At 38.3% G+C, this 21,524-nt stretch carries 14 protein-coding genes; 4 read left to right on the forward strand and 10 right to left on the reverse strand.

Features of this window, described 5'->3' with window-relative positions; translation table 11 throughout:
* Nucleotides 1-13: 13 nt before the first annotated feature.
* The 10 genes from JOE44_RS15900 to JOE44_RS15945 all read right to left on the reverse strand — a co-directional run bounded on the left by JOE44_RS15900 (nt 14) and on the right by JOE44_RS15945 (nt 17,883).
* Nucleotides 14-874 carry an ROK family protein gene (locus JOE44_RS15900; RefSeq protein WP_209786311.1) on the reverse strand — a complete coding sequence of 287 codons (861 nt, stop codon included), beginning with the start codon at nt 872-874 and terminating at the stop codon, nt 14-16.
* 132 nt (nt 875-1,006) lie between these two features.
* Nucleotides 1,007-3,415: an endo-beta-N-acetylglucosaminidase H gene (locus JOE44_RS15905; RefSeq protein ID WP_209786312.1), complete on the reverse strand. Its 2,409-nt coding sequence runs from the start codon at nt 3,413-3,415 to the stop codon at nt 1,007-1,009.
* 57 nt (nt 3,416-3,472) lie between these two features.
* Nucleotides 3,473-5,623, reverse strand: a complete 2,151-nt coding sequence (locus JOE44_RS15910; RefSeq protein WP_209786313.1) for an endo-beta-N-acetylglucosaminidase H — start codon at nt 5,621-5,623, stop codon at nt 3,473-3,475.
* A gap of 109 nt (nt 5,624-5,732) precedes the next feature.
* Nucleotides 5,733-7,160: a glycoside hydrolase family 125 protein gene (locus JOE44_RS15915; RefSeq protein ID WP_209786314.1), complete on the reverse strand. Its 1,428-nt coding sequence runs from the start codon at nt 7,158-7,160 to the stop codon at nt 5,733-5,735.
* Between the two features lie 32 nt (nt 7,161-7,192).
* Nucleotides 7,193-9,424, reverse strand: coding sequence for a GH92 family glycosyl hydrolase (locus JOE44_RS15920; protein WP_209786315.1), 2,232 nt, complete (start codon nt 9,422-9,424; stop codon nt 7,193-7,195).
* Nucleotides 9,425-9,540: 116 nt separating this feature from the next.
* Nucleotides 9,541-10,512, reverse strand: coding sequence for a glycoside hydrolase family 130 protein (locus tag JOE44_RS15925; protein WP_047376309.1), 972 nt, complete (start codon nt 10,510-10,512; stop codon nt 9,541-9,543).
* A gap of 32 nt (nt 10,513-10,544) precedes the next feature.
* Entirely contained in the window at nt 10,545-11,843 is a 1,299-nt protein-coding gene (locus JOE44_RS15930; RefSeq protein WP_209786316.1) for an MFS transporter, read from the reverse strand.
* 172 nt (nt 11,844-12,015) lie between these two features.
* Complete coding sequence (locus JOE44_RS15935; protein ID WP_209786317.1) at nt 12,016-13,641, reverse strand: SusD/RagB family nutrient-binding outer membrane lipoprotein; 1,626 nt, start codon at nt 13,639-13,641, stop codon at nt 12,016-12,018.
* A gap of 17 nt (nt 13,642-13,658) precedes the next feature.
* Entirely contained in the window at nt 13,659-16,619 is a 2,961-nt protein-coding gene (locus JOE44_RS15940) for a SusC/RagA family TonB-linked outer membrane protein (protein ID WP_209786318.1), read from the reverse strand.
* A 385-nt stretch (nt 16,620-17,004) separates the two neighbouring features.
* A complete protein-coding gene (locus JOE44_RS15945; protein WP_105683159.1) occupies nt 17,005-17,883 on the reverse strand; it encodes an AraC family transcriptional regulator in 879 nt (292 codons plus the stop codon).
* 199 nt (nt 17,884-18,082) lie between these two features.
* On the opposite strand from JOE44_RS15945, the gene JOE44_RS15950 reads away from it, so the two are divergent.
* The 4 genes from JOE44_RS15950 to JOE44_RS15965 all read left to right on the forward strand — a co-directional run bounded on the left by JOE44_RS15950 (nt 18,083) and on the right by JOE44_RS15965 (nt 21,517).
* Nucleotides 18,083-18,949: an AraC family transcriptional regulator gene (locus JOE44_RS15950; RefSeq protein WP_209786319.1), complete on the forward strand. Its 867-nt coding sequence runs from the start codon at nt 18,083-18,085 to the stop codon at nt 18,947-18,949.
* Nucleotides 18,950-19,037: 88 nt separating this feature from the next.
* Nucleotides 19,038-19,457 (forward strand): OsmC family protein, encoded by a 420-nt coding sequence (locus JOE44_RS15955; RefSeq protein ID WP_002982623.1) that lies wholly within the window; start codon nt 19,038-19,040, stop codon nt 19,455-19,457.
* A 175-nt stretch (nt 19,458-19,632) separates the two neighbouring features.
* Nucleotides 19,633-20,238, forward strand: a complete 606-nt coding sequence (locus tag JOE44_RS15960; RefSeq protein WP_209786320.1) for a TetR/AcrR family transcriptional regulator — start codon at nt 19,633-19,635, stop codon at nt 20,236-20,238.
* Nucleotides 20,239-20,248: 10 nt separating this feature from the next.
* On the forward strand, nt 20,249-21,517 hold the full coding sequence (locus JOE44_RS15965) for an acetyl-CoA C-acetyltransferase (RefSeq protein ID WP_209786321.1): 1,269 nt from the start codon (nt 20,249-20,251) through the stop codon (nt 21,515-21,517).
* The last annotated feature ends 7 nt before the right edge of the window (nt 21,518-21,524 follow it).

Consider the following 21,524-nt stretch of genomic DNA (forward strand, 5'->3'; position numbering starts at 1 on the left):
TTCGTTTGTTAATTTATATAAGCTTTTTTAATGCATAGCTGGCAGCTCCAAGAATGGCTGCATCTTCAAATATAGCCGAAATTTTAACCTGCAAGTTAATATTATTCTTTGTTAAATTCTGAATAAATCTTTGCTCAAAATGAGGATAAGCTTTGGCAATATTTCCTCCTATAACTAAGACTTTCGGTTTGTAATGATCTACATATTTCACAATAAATTCTGATAAAGAGTCTGCATATTCATCAAACATTCTGGTCTGTATTTCTGTAGGTTTATCCAACAAATCTTTGGTTCCCGAGATTTCTTCTCCGGTCAGTTCTTTATAATGATTCACAAACCAGCGTGTCGCCAGATAATCCTCACAGATAGAATCTCTGAAAGGAGAATCCCACAAGTCTTCATCGGAAGCAAATTCTCCATTAAAGAAGGTAGTTCCCAATCCTGTACCGAGAGTCACCCCAAAAGCACTATCGAATCCCTGAGCACAACCTCCGAATACTTCCCCTTCCATGAAGGCCGCCGCGTCATTTACAAAATGAATCTGTTTCTGAGAAATATCCAGTCTTTTTGCCAGCTCTTCTTTAATATTGACCTGATAGATATCAATAAATTTTCCCTGCTGCATCAGCGATATTCCGTTTTCATAATCGAAAGGTCCCGGCATTGCGATACCAATGAGAAGATTTTCTTTTACCAGATCATGAGCCACTTTATGAATGGCGGAAACCCAGGCAGTGAAAATAACTTCTTTTTTATCGAAAGCATCTACATGCTCTCTTACATAGGTAGAAGAAATGATTTCACGTTTTTCCGGATCTACCTGAGCCAATGTGATGTGCGACCCTCCGATATCTATTCCTACAATATTCTGCATTATTTTTTTATTTTAAATTCAAGACATCCCTGTGACTGAAAAAACAGACAAACAGAAGTATGCCCCTGTCTGTCTGCTTTGTATTTCAGACTTTATATTTATAATCCTGATAACTATATCATTATCTGAATCTTACTTTACAATAATTTTACCTGTTGAAATTACTTTACTGTTTGCGGATGTAATCTTGTAAATATAAGTACCACTGATTAAATCCTGTGTATTCACAGCATTATTATTTTGATTAATGCTCTGTTTTTTGAATAATTTTCCTGAAACATCATACAATGCCACTTCACTTGCAGAGTTGTCGCTGATGGTAAAGTGAATATCATTTCCTCTTTTCACAGGATTTGGATAGACTGTACTGTTCTCTTTTACCGATTCAATATCTTTCACGGCAAGAGATGAAGCACATGCCACATCTGTTCTCCAGTTGGCATCTGTCATATTGATCAGGGTGGCAAAATGAGTGTTTGCCGTAGCATCTAAAGCACCTAAGCCACTTCCTTCATCCATTTTCCAATTGGCTTCAAGACCTGTGGAGTTGGCAGGAACATTACAGCTGTTACTCAATATTTCCTGTGGTGTTAGTGCTTTTTTCCAAACTCTGAATTCATCCAGGAAACCGTTGATTGTACGGGAATTGTCATAATTTCTTCCCAGATAAAGGATTCCGTTTGCTGTAAAGTTACCCGTTACGGCAAAGCTGGCATCAAGGTTTCCGTTGACATAAATTTTCATTGCTGCCCCATCATAAGTGGCTGCTATATGATACCATGTATTGGTATTGAATGCTGTATTTGTATTAAGTTTTACCTGTGATGAACCAAAGCTCAGGATAAACTGAAGTTTGTTATTCGCCAGATTTCCATCTCCGAAACGAAGCATTGCCGAGTTATTATCTCCTACTTCCACTCCCATTACTGATGAAATATAAGGGAATCCTGTTTTGAAAGCATTCACTTTTACCCAACCTTCAAATGTCATCGCATTTCCGCTCAGGTTAAATTGTCCTGCGTTAAGATAGTGCGTGCTTCCGTTGAAAGAAAGAGATCTTGCTCCGGGACTTGTAACAGGTGCAAAGCCACTGTTGAATGATCCTTCTCCTGAATAGGTACTTGTAGTTCCTCCGGCACATCCCGCCTGTACTTTCCATACATAATTTGTATTTGGGGTAAGATTTTGAAGGGCGTAAGAGTTGGTTGTAATATTCGGAATTTCAGACCAAGTGGTGGCTGCTGCAGTTTTATACTGCAGTGTATATGAAGTTGCATTTCCTGCATCCCAAGATAGCTGAGCAGTATTACCAAGGAAACTTCCGGAAGTTAATCCTGATGGCGTAGTGCAGCCACTTCCGGAGTTAAACCTTGGTGCAAAAATATAAGTACTTGTTAATGTCGGTGAGCAGTTGGACTGTATTCTCCAATCGTAATTGGTGTTCAGGGTAAGGTTATTGATGACAATATTATTTCCTGAGTAATTATTGGCTACGTTTGTCCATACTGTAGAGTTGGCCGGTTTGTAATCAATGTTATAAGACTGGGAAGCGTTGGAAGTCCAGTTTAGTTTTGCTGAAGTTCCTGTTACATTGGAAACATCAAGTCCCAATGGCGGATCACAGGTTTGTCCCTGAGACCATGAGTATAATTGACCGCTTAAAAGTGTATTTTCATTATAAAGAATATTGGAACCTGTGCTCAGATAGCTGGCTACATTGGTTCCTCCCAGGTCATACCACATGAATACACCATATTGGTCATTCTTTGTACTGGTTGCTAAGCTTGCCAGTGTAGTTGCTGATGTAGAACTTGGATTCGAATTTTGGATCCATGTTGCCGCTGCAGAGATTTTGGATTTATTAAGAGGAGGAACAACAGGCGCATTGTATGTACTGTACATCGCATTCCATGTATAATCAATATAATTTCCTGCTAAATCTCCATTATAAGTTTGTCTTGTGGTAGCCGGGCCATAGTAGTAGAATGTAATCAGTTTATCCGGCATTGCTGCTTTCAATTCCTGCAGCAGCATTACAAAAGAACTGTTATTAGGCTGCCCTGTTCCGTTATTTCCATATCCTGCGTATTCATCATCAAGGTCTACTCCATCCAGACCGTAAGTATAAACGGTATGAGCCACCTGCAAAGCGAAATCTTTTGCTGCTTCACGGTTAGGAAAATTAGAAATTCCTGCTCCCTGGTGATTTCCTAAAAGATCAAGCAATACTTTTATCCCTTTTTGCTGTAAAGGTTTTACATAGGTATTGACATCATTAAGGACTTTGGTAACATTGTTATTGTTTGAGATATAAGCACGGTTTTTGGAAACATCATAGTTGATATTCGCTGCAAAAATAATAGCCACATCAAAAAGCTGTCTGTTCGTATTCTGCAAAGTATAGGAACCTGCATTCAGCGGATTATTATTATTTACTTCCACATAGCAGACACCTAAAGGATCAAGCTGCTGTGCTTTGAGTAATGGAGCCGACTGAAGCATTAAGGCCATCAGGGGAATAAAAAAGGATTTTTTTCTCATAGTATATCAATTTTGTAGTAGAAAAATCATTGGGCCGAAGCCCAATGACTGTGGTTATTATTTTACAATTAGTTTTTCGGATTGTTTTAAGCTTCCATCATGAGATTCAAACTGAAGAATATAATTTCCTGCAGAAATTCTGCTTAATTCGTATTGATTGTCTCCTGAGTTCAGGGATTTTGTGTCTACAATTCTTCCGTTAAAATCATAAACCGTTAATTTCCCTTTGCTGTATTCATCAGGAACAGAGACTGTAAGTGATGAAGATTTGCTTACCGGGTTAGGATATAATTTTATTTGATTTTTAACGCTTATCTCTCCCACATTTATCGCCTTTTGGCCTGCAGTTCTTGCTAATGCTGAACTTCCTGTTGTACATGGTAGATCTGTTCCCCAATTAGACGCATCAACACCTGTTAATGTTAAAGTCACTCCGTTTCCGGAAGTATCCTGAACTGTAGAACCACTGCCTTCGTTAAACTTCCAGTAGGCAGCCAGTGATGTAGCCGGAACGGATACATTACACATATTCTGACTGATTTCTGTCTGGCTCAAAGCCCGTTTCCAAACTCTTACCTCATCTATCTTTCCATTGAAGTTTCGGGAAGTATTGTACAAATATCCTACATTGAACGCTCCGTTTGAATTCACACTTCCGGTTTGTGCTTTAGTGGCATTCAGAACTCCGTTGATATACAATTTCATATTGCTACCATCATAAGTAGCTGCCACATGATACCAGGTATTGGCATTTAAAACCGTTGCAGAAGCCAGTTTTTGCTGTACATTGTTAATACTTACGACAAACTGCAGTTTATTATTTGCCAGACCTGCATCTCCTAATCGTAAGAATGCAGAATTGCTGTCGCTGATCTCCGTTCCCATGATCGAGGAAATATATGGAGATGCTGATTTGAATGATGAAGGCTTGATCCATCCTTCAAAAGATAATGCAGAACCGCTTAGATTCATACTTCCGGCAGCTCCTGATTCCGTGCTTCCATCCAGAGACAGAGCATAAGAACCTGTAGGCGTTGTTCCTGAAGTGCTTGTAAATCTTGGAGCAAACATATAAGCGCTTTTCACGCTGCAGTTGGTTCTGATTCTCCAGTCATATTCGGTATTGGCTGTTAATCCGGAAACGGTTACGGAAGTGGAACTTGTTGCTGATACCGCATTGGTCCAAGTTGTTGAAGATGCTGGTTTATAATCAATATCATAAGTATTGGTTCCTACGGCTGACCAGTTTAGTTTTGCACTTGTTCCCGTAAGATTGCTTGTATACAATCCGATAGGTGCATCACAATTAGTTCCTTGTGTCCATGATTGTAAAGGAGTGCTTAAAACAGTTGGCTCTCCGTACAACGTCTGAGTTCCTGCTGAAAGTTGTGACGTTTCATTAGTTCCATGTAAATCATACCACATGAATACTCCGTATCCGCCATTTTTGGTCTGGGTAGCCAGACTGGTGGTTGTAGAATTGGAAGTATTTCCCATCCATACAGCCGCAGGAGAAATTTGCGCTTTGGTAAGAGGTGGTACATTTGGAGCTGAGAATGTTCCGTACATCGCATTCCAGCTGTAATTGACATTGTCTCCTACTCTGGCTCCGTTCCAGGAAAGCCTTGAAGCTGCAGGTCCATAATAATAGAATGAAATAATTTTATTCGGTAATAAAGCTCTGAGCTCCTGAACCAACATTACAAAAGAGCTGTCATTAGGCTGCCCTGTTCCGTTATTTCCATATTCTGAATATTCATCATCAAAATCAATTCCATCAAGACCGTAAGTATTCACTGTATTGGCAAGCTGTAATGCAAAGTCTTTTGCTGCTTCACGGGTAGGAAAATTACAGATCCCAGCCCCTTGGTGATTTCCCAAAATCGTCAGCACTACTTTCATTCCTTTTTGCTGGAGTGGTTTTATGTAGGTATCTGCATTGGTAAGAACTTTCGTGACATTATTATTGGAATAGAGATAAGCTCTTCCACGGCTGGTATCATAATTAATGTTAGCCGCAAAAATATTCACCACATTGAACAGGTAGCTGTTCGATGTCTGCAGTTTGTACGCTCCTGCATTCAGGATGTTGTTGTTGTTCACTTCCACATAGCATATTCCTGTAGGGCTAAGCTGTTGTGCGTTAATCAGAGAACCTGACTGAAGCATCATGGCAATCAGTGCGGTAAAGATGGATTTTTTTTTCATTGTATAATTTTTTTAAGGTGTTTTGGTGTCTGAATTTTATATAGCATTCCCCTGACACCTTCTTTTTTGGGAAGGAATCTCAGATGAATACACCATATAAAAGGGTGGGCTATGTCAGTAGCTCAGGGTTTTCGTTAAAGGTTTTCCATAACAATTCTCCAAACAAGGTATTTGCCCATGCAAACCATTCTCTGGTGAACTTTTTGGCATCGTCTTTATGGAAGGATTCATGCATAAAGCCTGTTCCTCCGTGCGTTTTCTGTAAGGTATCTATACACCATCTGATCTCACTTTTGTCTTTAGTAGTGAGTGCCTTCATGATGATACTCATTGGCCAGATCATATCCAATCCGATATGTGGACCTCCTATTCCCTCTGCCAGCTTACCTTTGAAGAAGAACGGATTGTTTTCTGACCATACAAATTTTCTTGTATTCAAATACACAGGGTCATCAGCTTTCACCGCATCCAGATAAGGCAGTCCCAGCAAGCTTGGGCAGTTCGCATCATCCATCAGGTTATAACTTCCAAAGCCATTTACTTCAAAAGCGTATATTTTTCCAAATTCAGGATGATTGTAAATTCCGTATTTTTTGATGGCTGCATCTACCTCATCAGCAAGGCTGTTCAGTTGTTGAGCCAATGTTTTTTCGTTTTTAATCTGAGAAACCATTTCCGCTGCCTGACGTAAGCTTACCACAGCAAATAGGTTGGAAGGAATCAGGAATCCATAGATGGTAGCATCATCACTTGGACGGAACATAGAGCTGATCAATCCTACAGGTTTTGTCGGATAACCATATCCTCCCATAGGAACTCCATCTGTTGCCCATGCTGTTGTACGCTCAAATTTGTAAGGTCCCAGATCATGTTTTCTCTGCTGTTCTGTAAAGGTCTGCAGGGTAAGTTTAATTCCTTTCAGCCAGTTGGCATCAAAAGGTTTTGTATCTCCTGTTGTTTTCCAGAAGTGGTAGGCCAGACGGATAGGATAGCAAAGCGAGTCAATTTCCCATTTTCTTTCATGGGTTCCCGGCTTCATATCGGTATGGTCGTATTCTTTCCATTTGCTGATCTTCTGATCATCGTTGTAGAAAGCATTCGCGTAAGGATCTTTCAGGATGAAAGTAGTCTGCTTGTGGATTACTCCTGAGATCAGCTTATGTAGTTTTTCGTCTTTTTTCGAAAACTGCAGATAAGGGAAAACCTGTGCAGAACTGTCACGAAGCCACATAGCATCGATATCCCCTGTGATTACGTACGTATCAGGCGTTCCGTTGGTTTCATTATAGAAAACAGTAGTATCTAATGTATTGGGAAAGCTGTTTTCAAAAAGCCAGCTCAGCTCTTTGTTTTTCACTTTCTTTTTAAACGCTGCAATAGCATTTTCTACAGATTCGCTGGTAAAATGTCTTTTTTCTTTAGGGATACGGACAACAGGAAAATCGTCCAATACTAAATTTTTAGCAAAAACATTTTGAGTAAACAGCAATCCGGCTCCTGCCAGTGCACTTGTTTTAATAAAATTTCTCCTTTCCATTGATACTTTTGTTTCGTTTATTTTTATTAGTCTTATTTTACCGGTTTACTTCCCATTACAAATCTCAGCTCACCTCCGTTCATAATATCGCTGTGGTTCAGCTCCCAGCTTTTGTATTCTTTTCCGTTCAGGAACATTTTCTGTACATAGATATTCTTGTCGGATATCTTGTCTGCAATTACGGTGAACGTTTTACCATTTTCTAATTTTAATGATGCTTTAGGAAACTGTGGTGCTCCGATGGCATAAACAGGTTTCCCCGGTGTCACAGGATAGAATCCTAATGAAGAGAAAATATACCATGCTGACATTTGACCGCAGTCTTCGTTATTAACAATTCCATCAGGTTTAGCGGCGTACATATTGTCACGGATAAATTTTACCATTTTCTGAGTCTTGTAAGGGCTCCCTGCATAATTGTACAGATACGGAACATGATGTCCCGGCTCATCACCAAATCCTAAAGATCCGATGAATCCTGAGATATCCACATGCTGCTCTCCTTCCATATGAAGCGCTTCTGTAAAGGTTTTATCCAGTTTTTCTTCAAATCCTTTTTTTCCTCCATACAGATTCATCATTTCGTCAATCTGATGAGGAACAAAGAAATCGTAAGCCCAGATGTTTCCGGAAACCCAGTGTGGCTGCAGTTTTTTCCAGTCATTAAGTTTGAAATCTGCTAAGAATTTTCCATCTTTTTGTCTTGGCCAGAAGTGATTGTTTTCTTTATTGAAGGTATTCAGGAAGTTCATAGAACGTTTTCTGTATACTTCTGCTTCGTCTTTTTTTCCTAATTTTTCTGCTAATTGAAGGATACACCAGTCATCATATGCATATTCCAGTGTTGCTGAAACTGAAGCTCCGTTTTCTGATGGTGTATATCCTAATTTGATATAATCATTAAGGCCTCCGCCACCATCGCTGCTGCTCATTTTATCTGTTAAAGAAGCATCTTTCATTGCGGCAAATGCTTTTTCCGCATCAATCCCCGAAACTCCTTTTGAAATGGCATCCCAGATTACTGAAGCACTGTGATACCCTAACATACAGAAGTTATCATAGCCGCAAAGCTCCCAGATTGGCATATGGTCTTTACGATCTGTATATCTGCTGATCAAGGAATTGGCAAATTCTTTTGTATGTTTCTGATCCATAATGGTTAACAGTGGGTGAGTTGCTCTGAATCCGTCCCAGTAGGAATAGGTACTGTAATTCGTGAACCATTTTGTATTCATGTTTTCCTGAGCGGCAACATAGTCTCCATTCACGTCCATGTAAAGGTTAGGGGCAATGAATGTATGGTAAACTCCTGTGTAGAAAATTTTTCTCTGGCTGTCTGTACCTCCTGTCACCTGGAATCTGCCAATAAGGTCTCTCCATGTCTTTTGTGCAGTTTCCTTCGCTTTTGCAAAATCAACATTTGTTGCTTCAGTATCGAAATTTTCCTGTGCGTTTTCTGTACTCACGGGAGACAATGATACTTTTACTTCAATACTTTCCTGATCTTCAGTTGAAAATCTTACGAATGCTTTAGCATCCTTAGCAAGGGCAATTTTTTCATCATTTTTGACTTTTCCGTCAGCATACACGCCATAAGACTTAAACGGTTTGGAAAACTCCATCACGAAGTAAGCAAATCGTTTACCTCCCCAGCCGTTGCTGTAACAGTATCCTTTGATTTTATTATTACCTTCTACACTTACTAATGTATGGTAGATATTTCCGAAGATTTTATTAGTGGGATCAATAATGATATTGGCTTCACTACTTTTCGGGAAAGTATATTTATGAAATCCTACTCTTGGGGAAGCGGTAAGCTCTGCTTTAATTCCATAGCTGTCCAGCATTACGGAATAATACCCGGGAGAAGCAATTTCTTTATCATGCGTGAATTTTGAACGGTACCCTGTTTCAGGATTCTCTTCCGTTCCTGGAACCATTTTTACCTGTCCCACAGTAGGCATTACCAGAATATCTCCAAGGTCTGCCCATCCTGTTCCGCTAAGATGGTTATGACTGAATCCCATAATCGTTTTACTGCTGTAGTGATATCCGGAACACCAGTCCCAGTCGCCACTTTTTGTATTCTGATCCGGACTCAGCTGTATCATCCCGAAAGGCGTAGTTGCCCCCGGAAAGGTATGGCCATGTCCTCCTGTGCCTATGAAAGGGTCTACCCAGGATAAAACATCATTTTTATTTTGCTGGGCACTGGCTACAGAAAACAGGGTTGTAAAAAAGCAGATAATCAGTTCTTTTTTCATGATAAGAGAGGTATCGGAGATTTTTTTGTTTAAAAATAGGAAAACCATTATAAAATTCCCAGAAAACGGGAAAATTAAGATGATTAACCTATTTTCCTAAACTTTATATTACTGTATTAAATTGAATTCTTTTTCATAAAATCAATGATTTCTGAGATATATCCAAAGGCAATCGCCACTACGGTATCAGCAGCACCATAATATACGGTTACTTTATCACCTTCTGTAAGGGCTGCACAAGGGAAAACCACATTCGGTACATCTCCTGTCAGTTCATACAATTCAGCCGGAGCCAACAGATAAGGCTTCGTTCTGTACAATACTTTTGTAGGATCTTCAAGATCAAGCAAAGCTGCTCCCATTGAATACCTGAATCCTCTGCAGGTATTAATTACTCCATGATAGAAAAGCAGCCATCCTTCTTCTGTTTTGATAGGAACCGGCCCACCACCAATCTTTGTACACTGCCATGCACTGTCTTCAAAAGGGGTTACTTTCATCACACAACGGTGCTCCCCCCAGTATTTCATATCAGGGCTATAGCTGATATAAATATCACCAAAAGGTGTATGTCCGTTATCACTAGGACGGCTCAACATGGCATATTTACCATTGATTTTTTCAGGGAACAAAACTCCGTTTCTGTTGAAGGGAAGAAATGCATTTTCACACTGAAAAAATTCTTTAAAATCAAAAGTATATCCAATACCGATGGTAGGTCCATTGTATCCGTTGCACCAAGTAATCCAGTAACGGTCTTCTATAAAAGTGACACGGGGATCATATTTGTAATCGGATTCAATCATATCCGTATTTCCTGCCTGCATTTCAATAGGGTCATGATTAATATCCCAATTGATTCCATCTTTACTGAAACCAGCAAAAATATTCATCTGTACTGCCTTGTTATCACAACGGAATACTCCTGCAAATCCATCCTCAAAAGGAATTACTGCACTGTTGAATATACTGTTAGATGTTGGTATCGCGTATCTGTTAATGATCGGGTTTTCGGAAAACCTCCACATGATATCATTGCAACCTTCCGGGCGATCCTGCCAAGGGATCATTACTGATTGAGCTGTCATAAAGTATTTTTACTTTTTATTTTTAATTATTATTAATTGATTTGTTGTTCTTTTTGATTTTCCGGATAAGGGAAAGGAACGAATAAAGTGGCTAAAAATGCAGGAATGGTAGCAATCAAGACCCAGATAAAGAACATTTTGTATCCTATCCAGTCACTGATCATCCCACTGAACATTCCGGGAATCATTACTCCAAGATTCATAATTCCTGTTGCAAATGCATAATGAGCAGTTTTATGTTTTCCTGGCGCAATCTGCTGCATCATGTAAAGCATCAATCCTACAAAACCAAATCCATAGCCGAAATATTCCACCACTACAGCAATTCCCACAGGCATTAGATCTGAAGGCTGGTAATGAGCCAGTAGTGCATATACTACAAAAGGAATATTAAATGCACAGCATAGCCATATCAAAGAATTTTTCAGTCCGCGGGCTGAGATAAAATATCCTGCCAATACGGATCCTAAGATAAATGCTGCAGAGCCGTAGGTTCCATAAATAAGTCCGATATCAGAAGTGGATAATCCTAATCCTCCTGATGTTCTTGGAGCTTTAAAAAATAAAGGAGCTATTTTGATCGCAAATCCTTCTGCAAAACGGTACAGAATGATAAAGAGGATACACCATAGAATTTTCTTTTTGGTAAAGAAAGAAGTAATCACTTCTAACAGTTCTGTACGAACATTCCCTACTGTTTTCTCATCTTTCTTTTCTTCTTTGTTTTCTTTTGGCAGCATGAAATAGTGATAAATCGCTAATACAAAAAACAGTAATGCATAGATCACCATAATGATCATCCAGGCATGAGTAACTCCTTTTGTTTTTTCTAAAATACCGGCAAAATAAACTAATGCACCACTGCTGATGATCTTGGCAAGATTGTAAAAAGCGCCCTGCCAGCCGATATATTTCGCCTGCTCTTTATTGGTAAGAAAACCAATATATGTTCCGTCTGCTACCACATCATGGGTAGCTCCACAAAATGCTATTACGGCAAAAAGCGCAATACTGTATTTGAAAAAGTCATGCATTGGAAGACTTAAAGCAACTAACGCAAACAGAATTCCTATAGCAAACTGAGTAGAAATAACAAAGAACTTTTTTGTTTTATAGATCTCCAAAAACGGACTCCAAAGTGGTTTTAAAGTCCAGGAGAATAGGATAAGAGCTGTCCAGAATGTAATCTGCGAATCCGAAACACCCATATCTTTATACATGATTCCTGAAACTGCATTAATGGTTACAAAGGGAACACCCATTGCAAAGTATAATGTGGAAATCCAAAGAATTGGCTGGATCCGACGGGTTCCGGAGTTGTTTTTTCCCATATTTAAAAATAAGATTCTAAATAAAAGAGAACATCTCAAAAATTCATTCAGACTAAAAACGAAACTATAATTTTTTTGGAGATTCTACTCTATTCTCCTGTCTTAATGAATGGATCAAATAAAAATCTGATATTGAGATGTCTCTTTACTGATGAGTGATTCTGAATATTTTTTATTTCTTATCCCACCACAGCTTGGTGCCTCCGGTATCAGGTCCGTTCAGCATTTGTGCAGCCTGCTGGTAGTTATATAATGAAGTTTTGGTATCAATAGTGAAAGGAATTCTTCTGATCATTGCTTCCGTACTGATTGCTCCACCGCTGTCATTTTTTCTTACCTTGAAAAGAATCGGATAGCCTGTTCTTCTCTGCTCAGCCCATGCTTCCGGTCCGTTTGGATAAAGTGAAAGCCATTTTTGGGTAATAATTCTTTCTAATTTTCTTTCGTTGGTATCCCCGTTATTCCATGCAATGGTAATGGTACTTAGCTGAGGATTTCCTACAGCAACATTATTTTCTGCATTTTTTGGATCAACATAAGGAGCTTCTGTAGAAGTAGTATCAGCAAGATAAGAAGCTACATTAGCACTTTTCCCCCATTCCCCGAAAGACTGTTGAACTCCGGTAGTATAGTTGGCTTGAATATCTCCCGCTCCTGCGTATCCTCTCAAAGCCGCTTCAGCTTTCAGGAACCATGTTTCTGCAGCAGTGAATAATTTCATTTTCCCATCAGTTCCGGAAAAATAATCTCCGCTGGCAGATTTTGCCTGTGGTTGTGAGAATGCTCCATAAGTAGATTTACCATTTAATAAATCAATTCCCTGGCGCACTCCTATATATTTACCCTGAACATCAGCATCTTTTGCAGGAATTGCATATGCCGAAAGTCTCGGGTCATTATATCCGTTCATATAAGCCATCAAAGGCGCACCTATTAAACAGTCTCCCCATGAGTAAATGATGAAGCTCAATTCTGACTGTCCTACACTGATCAAAGCATTATCTGCATTGTCAGTAATTAATCCTGCAGGTGAAGCCAAAGCCTCTTCTGCATATTGTTTAGATTTTGCAGGATCAGCATAACTCATTCTCATGGCTAATCTCAGCTTTAGTGAATTAGCAAATTTTGCCCATTGAGCCATATTTCCTCCATATACTAAGTCTGCACTTTTCAATGAGGTCTTATCTTCAACATTCTGGGCTGCCGACATTGCAATTACTTTCTGTAAATCTGTAATGGCCGCAGTAAGATCTGCAATAAAATAGTTGTAAGCCTCTTGTTGAGAATCAAAATCTGTAACTCCGTTAGGGTTAGGTTTTTCATATTTGCTGTAAACTACAGGACCATGGCTGTCTGAAACTCTTGCCGCTGTAATAACTTTCAGAATTTTTTTCACAGCAAGGGTTCCCGTAAAATCTACACCTGGATAGTTTCCTTTGGCAGCATTATCGATAATGATAGAATAATTGAAAATATCCTGCTGTCTGGCAATAATTCTGTTATTCCATCCGTCCATCATAGAATAAGTAAGGTTATTTACTCCTCCGTTAAATGGTGTTGCGGTACTGAACATTCCGCTGTACATATCTGCACTCAGGTTAGGATATAACTGATAATCTGCCTGCAGCCCTCTCTGGATAGATTTCATAGGGTTCACAACCGCGATAAAGTCAGCGTAAAAATTTTCAGGGCCTCCCAGCTTTTCCTGATTATATTGGTCAAAGTCATTAGTACATCCGGAAGCTGAGAACAGAACTGCAGCTCCAAATACCAATGTTTTAATAGTATTGATTTTCATTGTCGTAATTGTAAAAGTTAGAAGTTAGCTTTTAATGATAAACCGATAGATCTGGTAACTGGCAGACCGAATGAATCTACTCCCACTCCACCAGGTGTATTCCCTGATACCTGCTCAGGATCAAACGGTGCTTTCTTATAGAAGAAAAATAAATTGGTTCCTACTAAACTTACCGTTGCATTTTTCAAATATTTTGAGTTAACATCAAACATATATGAAACAGATGCCTGACGTAAACGTATTGTTGTAGCACTATACAGATAGGCTTCATCAACTCCTTTTCCAAATCCTTCGGTTGTTCCTACTGCTTTATAATAATCTTTAGCGTTAGTCAACCCAGTATAAGCCTGCCCTGCATTAGGAGTTCCCGGTGCATACACTGCATTTGGGATTGATACGCCTCCAGCATCTCTAGCATCAGCAGTGGTCTGACTTACCCCATATAAATCATTGGCTTTTTCTGTAAGTGATAATACTTTACCTCCGAATTTCCCATCAATAAGGAAAGATATTCCCAGTTTCCCAATATTAAATGAGTTATTGAATCCCATAATAAACTTAGGGTTCGGGTTACCCAAATAAGAAGGCGTACTCTCTGCTAAAGGAACCCCTTTCTCATTCACAAGAACACGGCCCTGGTCATCTCTTTTAAATTTGATTCCGTAAAGATCTCCAAAAGAACCTCCCAGTTTTAATCTTGTATAGTCACCACCTCCGGTTAATGAAAAAGTCAGGTCTTTAGAAACATTGATGCTTGTTGGTAATAATTCAACGATCTTGTTTTTATTGGCCGATGCATTCAATGTAGCAGTCCATCCGAATTTTTCCGAATCAAAGATTTTATAAGATAATGAAGATTCAAAACCTGTATTTCGGATTTTTCCGGCATTAATATAATAGGATCCCGGAGCCAAACCTCCTAAATAAGAAGGGATTGTAGTTTCCAACAACTGGTTACTGGTATTTGAATTGTAATAAGTAATATCAAAATTCAGTTTGTTATTCAGCATTCTCAACTCAGTTCCGGCTTCAAACGTTTTATTAAGTTCCGGCTTTGGAAGCAATGCCTCAAAACCTGCCCCTGTAGCAAAAGAACTCTTAGGATATACAATCGTTCCGGCATCTACTCCATAAACATATCCTTTATTATATTCAACCATTGCATTGGTGATATTCGTAGGTAATCCCAAACCAACGGTGGCATAAGACCCTCTTACTTTCCAGAAATTAATAACTTCCGGAAGTTTGAAAACAGAAGATAATATAGCATTTGCTCCTACAGATTCATAATCAAATCCGGTTCTTCCTGTTAATGCTAAAGTAGAATCCCAGTCATTTCTGAAAGTCATGTCTACATAGAACATATTTTTGTACCCTACGGAAGCGCTCGCAAAAACAGACTGTACCTGTTTTTTCATGTTCGTATAGGTATTATGATATCCATCTCCCGGCGCTCTGTTTACATTCCACTGAAGGTTATTCAAGGTGAAAAGATTAGGATTTGCCAGATAAGCATTATCAATTTGTCCTATCTTATTTCTTGTTGTATTGATACTTCCTCCTACTGTAAAATCTAAAGAGATAGATTCACTTACTTTAGGGCTACCGATTAATAAAACATCCCCATAAGTAGAAGAATTTTCATAGGTATTTTTAAGCATTCTACCATTAATACCATTAGCCAGTAAGCTAGGCGCTGAAAAAGCAGCAATATCACGCTGGCTGTCTGAAATATTCCAGCTGTAGTTTCCTCTCACTCTTGCAGTCAACCATGGATTAATCTGGTAAGACAATGAAAGGGCACCGTATGTATTTTTGTTACTCACTGTAACCGGGTTTCTGTTTAAGATCCAGTAAGGATTCTGGGTCACAGGATTTCCTTTGAAACTTCCATCCGGGTTTACTTCCCACCAGTTTTGAGCTGGTAAAAATCTCGTTTTATCCAAATAAGAATAATTATCACCTCCGTATTGGTCAAAATCTACTCCTCTCGGTAACCAGTACAAACTTGTCAAAGGAGAAAAAGAAGCTCCCGGAGTCTGTCTGTTCTTACTTTCCTGTAATGATCCGATGAAATTGGCATCCAATGTCAGTTTATCATCCAAAAACTTACTTGAGTTTCTGAAAGAGACATTATACTGATCAAAATACGACATTGGAACCACTCCTTTATTGGTTGTATTTCCGATAGAGAAATAGTTTGTTGATTTTTCATTTCCTGACTGGAAAGAAAGACTGTTTACCCATGTAGTTCCTGTTTGCAGAAAATCTTTAAGATAATCCTTTGAAGATCCTTTTGCACCCCAGCTATCTACTGCCTGACCTGGCTGCTGACCAGCAACAGATGGATCATAAGACAAATAACTGTGCTGTAGTTTTGGAAGGCTGTACGCTCTGTCTACGGTAAGGCTGGAACTGTAAGTAATTGAACTTTTTCCTGCACGCCCTTTTTTAGTCGTAATCAAAATAGCTCCGTTACCTCCTGCAGAACCGTACAGTGCAGAAGCCGAAGCTCCTTTTAGGAAGTTCATGCTTTCAATATCATCCGGATTGATGGAGCTCAGTACATCTCCCGGATCCGGCATATTGGAATACTGCCCGATATCTGCTGATTTTCCTGTTCCGTTGATAATGGGAATACCATCAATTACATATAATGGCTGTGCATTGTTTACAGATTTATTCCCTCTCATGATCACCCTTACGGAGCTTCCTACACCATTGGTTCTGTTGATCTGTACGTTGGATACTTTTCCATTGATCGAATTTAATAGATTGGGAGTTTTCACTTCTGTAAGCTCATCTCCACCAATCTGCTGACTGGAATACGTCAAAGAGCGGGCCTGCCTTTTTATCCCCAAAGAGGTGACTACGACCTCCTCAATACTGTTTGTCTTCGTAGTGTCGGCCGATTTTTTCTCCTGTGCATTCGCAGAAAGTGAAAAAACGAACAGAACAGGTATAACTGCTTTTCTCATAAGGTTTAGATTCGTTAGATTTAATTGAGAATCAATGACATTGCTTTGTTATTCAATACAAAAAAATTATTGTTTTTTCAGCAAAATTTTATCGTTTATGTATTAAATAATTTAAAGTTTTGTTAAGATTTAATTCACATTCACAAATCTAAATTTTGTAACCAGTCTGATATAATACTATTTTATCATAAAACGATATTATTTTTTCAGCAATTTTATTAAAAAGCAACTAAACATTTATATATCAACAAAATACACCACATTAAAATCAGTAGAAAAAAGGGGATTTATCTTACATTTTATCCAAAAAAAATCGGATATGAATACCCGGTTTTGTATTTTATTTTGAACTGATGATACAGAAAAAGTAAGTTGTAAAAGAATATTATTCAATTTTTTTCACTCCTTTAAACTGTTCTTTAAATTCAGTGGGAGTTGTCTTTTTAATAGACTTAAATACCTTATTGAAGTTGGCAATATTATTAAATCCGGCTTCAAAAGCAATTTCAAAGACCGTAAGATTTTTTTCCATCAGCCAGCGTGCAGCATAGCTGATTCTTATCTCATTCAGATAATTGATAAAAGTCTTTCCGGTTCTTTTCTTAATAAACCTATTGAAAGTCACATTGCTCATATTCACCATGGAAGCTACTTTATCCAGTGTGATTTTATTTTCAAAATTTTTATGAACAAAATCGTGGATGATCTTCATTTTATCATTATCCGCAAAAGTCTCCAGTTCAATACTATAGGATGATAAAAGTATTTTATTTTCAGCAACAGCCAGTTCATTGAGAATTTTCATAATTTCTATGAATGATTCAAAACTGTTCATCTTTGACAGATTGAGAAACGAGTCTTTTAGTTTCTCAGCAGTTTCAGCTGAAAAAAGAATTCCTCTGATGGAATCTTTCATCAGATTATTGATAGGTTTAAGAATATTTTTCTCCATCAAAGACTGGTGAAAGAAATCCTGATTAAACTGTATCGTGATCTCGTGGGTTTTTCTGTTTTTGCATCTGTAATTAGCCCAGCAATGCGGTAAATTAGGCCCTACCAATACCAATTCTATATTTCCGATCTCTCCCGTATGATCTCCTACCATTCTGCGGTATCCCTTTCCTTTGTAGATAAAATTGATTTCAATTTCCGGATGATAGTGATAGGGAAAGTCAAATGATGCTTTAATCCTGTCAAATACGAGAAAACTATCCTCAGGAGACAGTGGAGTTATTTCTCTCAGAATATTTTCTAATTCGCTCATACAGGCAGTTATAAAAAAGGGTTAATAATATGGGTCGCAGCACAAATCTTTGTAAAAATGATAAAATAATATCAATGTAAAAACATATTTCCCATTTATTTTATCCCAATTCTCTCTGCCAGGCATCAGAAATTTGGGTTTCAATAATTTAATAGAGTTCAAATCATGCTTTTTTGTATCTTTAAACTAAAGTTAAAGTATGCCGCAACAGCTTATTTTCGAAGACCACTATAAAAGACTCGGACTGGAAGTATTTTCAGAAGAAAATCTGGAGAATTTCAATGGAAACCGGTTCAGCACAGATATCAAAGTATTTTTTATTCCTTCAGGATATGAGCTTACCGTAGACTTTAATCATTACATAACAAAGAAACCCTCACTGTTTTTCCTAACCAATCAGCATCTGAACATTCTGAAAGGAAAAGACGAATCTATTCTTCTTTTCTACAACCGTGATTTCTACTGTATCCAGATTCATGATAAAGAAGTAGCTTGTGATGGGCTTCTCTTTCATAATGTATTCGAAATACCTTATGTGGAGCTTGATGATTCAGAAACGAGTCTTATAAAAGGACTGTTTCAAAATATCCAGGATGAACTGGAATGGAAAGATTCTTCTGCCGAGGAAATGATCAGAACCTATGTAAAACAGATGATCATCCGAGCAACCAGAAAATGGAAACAACAGAATTTAGACAATAACGCCGTCCGAATTCCGGGTACTGAACTAGATGTTTTCAGAGATTTCAGCAGACATCTGGAAATTCATTTCAGAAAAAAACATAATGTGGCAGAGTATGCAGACCTGCTTCATATGGCACCAAAAACATTAACCCATAAATTTAAAAGTTTAAATCTGGATTCCCCCAACCAGTTCATCATCAACAGAATTTTGTTAGAAGCTAAAAGATTATTATTCTACACTGATAAACCTGTTAAAGAAATTGCCTATACTCTTGGATATGAAGATCCGGCTTATTTTAACCGCCTTTTCACCAATAAAACGGGAAGCACTCCTGCAAATTTTAAAAAAAATTACTCTTCGGGAAAAAAGTACAATATTTAAGTCTTTTTATCTATTGAATATACCTCATTGCAGACATACCTTTGTAACATCAAAATCAAACAATACTAAATACAAAAAAACAAACATTATGAGACGTAACGCAACAGCCGTTTGGAACGGTACCATCAAAGAAGGAAAAGGACATTTAACAACACAAAGTACAACTTTAAACCAGACTCAATACTCTTTCAACAGCCGTTTTGCGGATGGTGTAGGTACAAATCCTGAAGAATTACTGGCAGCAGCTCATGCAGGATGTTTCACCATGAAATTAGATGCTGAGCTTTCACAAGCCGGATACAATCCTGAAGAATTAAAAACAACTTCGGTCATCACTCTTGATCCCAATATTGGAAAGATTACAAAATCTGAACTGACTTTGACTGCTAAAGTTCCGGGAATCTCTGAAGAAGAATTCCAGAAATTTGCTAAAATCGCCGAAGAAGGATGTCCTGTAAGTGCAGCATTCAACTTTGAGATTACATTGAATGCTACTTTGGAAAATTAAAAATCTTAATTTCAATATCAATAGGAACGGGCTTTAGCCCGTTTTTTATTTTAAAACAATTCTATTGGCTTTAGCCAAAACTTAAAGACACAGAAGATCTGTATCCGTAAATTTTAAAATAAAATATACCGAGTGGTATATTTTTGTATATTTGCATAGTATTTAACCATTTATAATGTCGAAGGCCGAAAAAACAAAACAGCATATCATCGAGAAAACAGCAACTCTTTTTAATACAAAGGGTTATATTTCCACATCGCTGTCCGACATTACACAAGCAACCGGATTAACGAAAGGAAGTATTTACGGAAATTTTGAAAACAAAGATGAAGTAGCCATTGAAGTCTATAAATACAATGCCGGATTGCTGGGCAAAACCCTTAGCCGTTCTTTTGGTGATGAGTTCCCCACTTCTCTGGATAAGCTTCATGCTTTTGTAGATTTCTATCGCAAAAACTGGAAGTTTGTTTTCTCAAACGGAGGCTGTCCCATCATGAATGCAGCAACGGAAGCAGATGATTCTTTCCCTGCTTTAAAAAATCAGGTTAAAAAGTCTTTTGAACAATGGATGTCAAAAATTTCATCAGCTATTATGGAAGGACAAAAGAAAGGGGAAATTAACAGCAATGTAAATGCAGAACAATTCGCATCTCTATTCATCATGCTTATTGAAGGCGGAATCCTGCTTTCAAAAACAATGGGTGATCAAAGCTTTCTAAACAATGCTTTAGACAAAATCACCAGCATGATAGATCATGAACTCAATATTCTTCCATCATAAATTATATCATATGGAAACAAAAAAAGTGGCTATTGTAGGATACAACAGAATTCCTTTCGCCAGAATGAATACCGCTTATTCGGAGCAGGGTAATCAGGATCTCCTGCTTGCTTCTCTGAACGGATTAATAGACCGTTATCATCTTCAGGGGAAACGCCTCGGAGAAGTTGCCGGCGGAGCTGTTATTAAACACATCTCTGAAAGCAACCTCATCAGAGAAACCGTAATGAATACTTCTCTTGATCCTGCAACTCCTGCCTGTGATCTTCAGCAGGCATGTGACACAGGTATTGAAGCGGCTATTTATATCGGAAATAAAATTGCATTGGGCCAGATAGAATCAGGGATTGCATGCGGTGTGGAAGCAATGAGCAATATTCCGTTTGAGTCTTCACCAAGATTAAGAAAAGCGCTTTTAAAAGCCAATAAAGAAAAATCTGCTTTTGGAAAAATAAAACAGCTTTTAAGTCCGAAACTGAAAGACTGGATGCCTATTCCTTACAAAGGACAGGAGCCTAAAACAGGTCTGGTAATGGGCGAACACACAGAAATTACTGCCAAATACTACAATATTCCCAGAGAAGAACAGGATTTACTGGCTTTAAAAAGTCATCAGAATATGGCTAAAGCTTATGATGAAGGATTCTTTGATGATATGATTACTCCTGCTTTTGGCTTAGATAAAGACAATAATCTAAGACGTGACAGCAGTATTGAAAAACTATCACAGCTAAAACCTGCTTTTGATAAACAGAACGGAACGTTAACCGCTGGAAATTCTACCCCTTTTACGGACGGAGCTTCCGCAGTTTTACTGGCCAGTGAAAAATGGGCAAAAGCTAACAATCTTCCTGTTTTAGCTTATATCAGTTTTTCTGAACTGGCAGGAATAGAATATGTTGAAAATAAACAGGATCTACTTCTTGCCCCTGTTTTTGCCGCAGAGAGAATGCTTAAAAAAGCAGGGATGAATCTATCCGACTTTGATTATTATGAAATCCATGAAGCTTTTGCTGCACAGGTTTTAACAACCATAAAAATCTGGGAAAATGAGGAACTTGCCAAAAAATTCGGACTGGAGAAAGCACTTGGAAAGATAGACAGAAGTAAATTGAATGTAAAAGGAGGAAGCCTTGCAGCGGCACATCCTTTTGCAGCAACAGGCGGAAGAATTATTGCAACCCTGGCAAAATTACTTCATGAAAAAGGCAGCGGAAAAGGATTCATATCCATCTGTGCAGCCCGTGGGCAGGGAGTAACCATGATTTTAGAAAAATAAAAATTGA

The organism is Chryseobacterium sp. PvR013, assembly GCF_017833095.1.
GTDB classification, from domain to species: Bacteria; Bacteroidota; Bacteroidia; order Flavobacteriales; family Weeksellaceae; genus Chryseobacterium; species Chryseobacterium culicis_A.

What these genes read in the sequence shown, in the direction of transcription:
- JOE44_RS15900 (WP_209786311.1), bottom strand. Translation starts at nt 874, where the DNA reads ATGCAGAATATTGTAGGAATAGATATCGGAGGGTCGCACATCACATTG.
- JOE44_RS15905 (WP_209786312.1), bottom strand. Translation starts at nt 3,415, where the DNA reads ATGAGAAAAAAATCCTTTTTTATTCCCCTGATGGCCTTAATGCTTCAG.
- JOE44_RS15910 (WP_209786313.1), bottom strand. Translation starts at nt 5,623, where the DNA reads ATGAAAAAAAAATCCATCTTTACCGCACTGATTGCCATGATGCTTCAG.
- JOE44_RS15915 (WP_209786314.1), bottom strand. Translation starts at nt 7,160, where the DNA reads ATGGAAAGGAGAAATTTTATTAAAACAAGTGCACTGGCAGGAGCCGGA.
- JOE44_RS15920 (WP_209786315.1), bottom strand. Translation starts at nt 9,424, where the DNA reads ATGAAAAAAGAACTGATTATCTGCTTTTTTACAACCCTGTTTTCTGTA.
- JOE44_RS15925 (WP_047376309.1), bottom strand. Translation starts at nt 10,512, where the DNA reads ATGACAGCTCAATCAGTAATGATCCCTTGGCAGGATCGCCCGGAAGGT.
- JOE44_RS15930 (WP_209786316.1), bottom strand. Translation starts at nt 11,843, where the DNA reads ATGGGAAAAAACAACTCCGGAACCCGTCGGATCCAGCCAATTCTTTGG.
- JOE44_RS15935 (WP_209786317.1), bottom strand. Translation starts at nt 13,641, where the DNA reads ATGAAAATCAATACTATTAAAACATTGGTATTTGGAGCTGCAGTTCTG.
- JOE44_RS15940 (WP_209786318.1), bottom strand. Translation starts at nt 16,619, where the DNA reads ATGAGAAAAGCAGTTATACCTGTTCTGTTCGTTTTTTCACTTTCTGCG.
- JOE44_RS15945 (WP_105683159.1), bottom strand. Translation starts at nt 17,883, where the DNA reads ATGAGCGAATTAGAAAATATTCTGAGAGAAATAACTCCACTGTCTCCT.
- JOE44_RS15950 (WP_209786319.1), top strand. Translation starts at nt 18,083, where the DNA reads ATGCCGCAACAGCTTATTTTCGAAGACCACTATAAAAGACTCGGACTG.
- JOE44_RS15955 (WP_002982623.1), top strand. Translation starts at nt 19,038, where the DNA reads ATGAGACGTAACGCAACAGCCGTTTGGAACGGTACCATCAAAGAAGGA.
- JOE44_RS15960 (WP_209786320.1), top strand. Translation starts at nt 19,633, where the DNA reads ATGTCGAAGGCCGAAAAAACAAAACAGCATATCATCGAGAAAACAGCA.
- JOE44_RS15965 (WP_209786321.1), top strand. Translation starts at nt 20,249, where the DNA reads ATGGAAACAAAAAAAGTGGCTATTGTAGGATACAACAGAATTCCTTTC.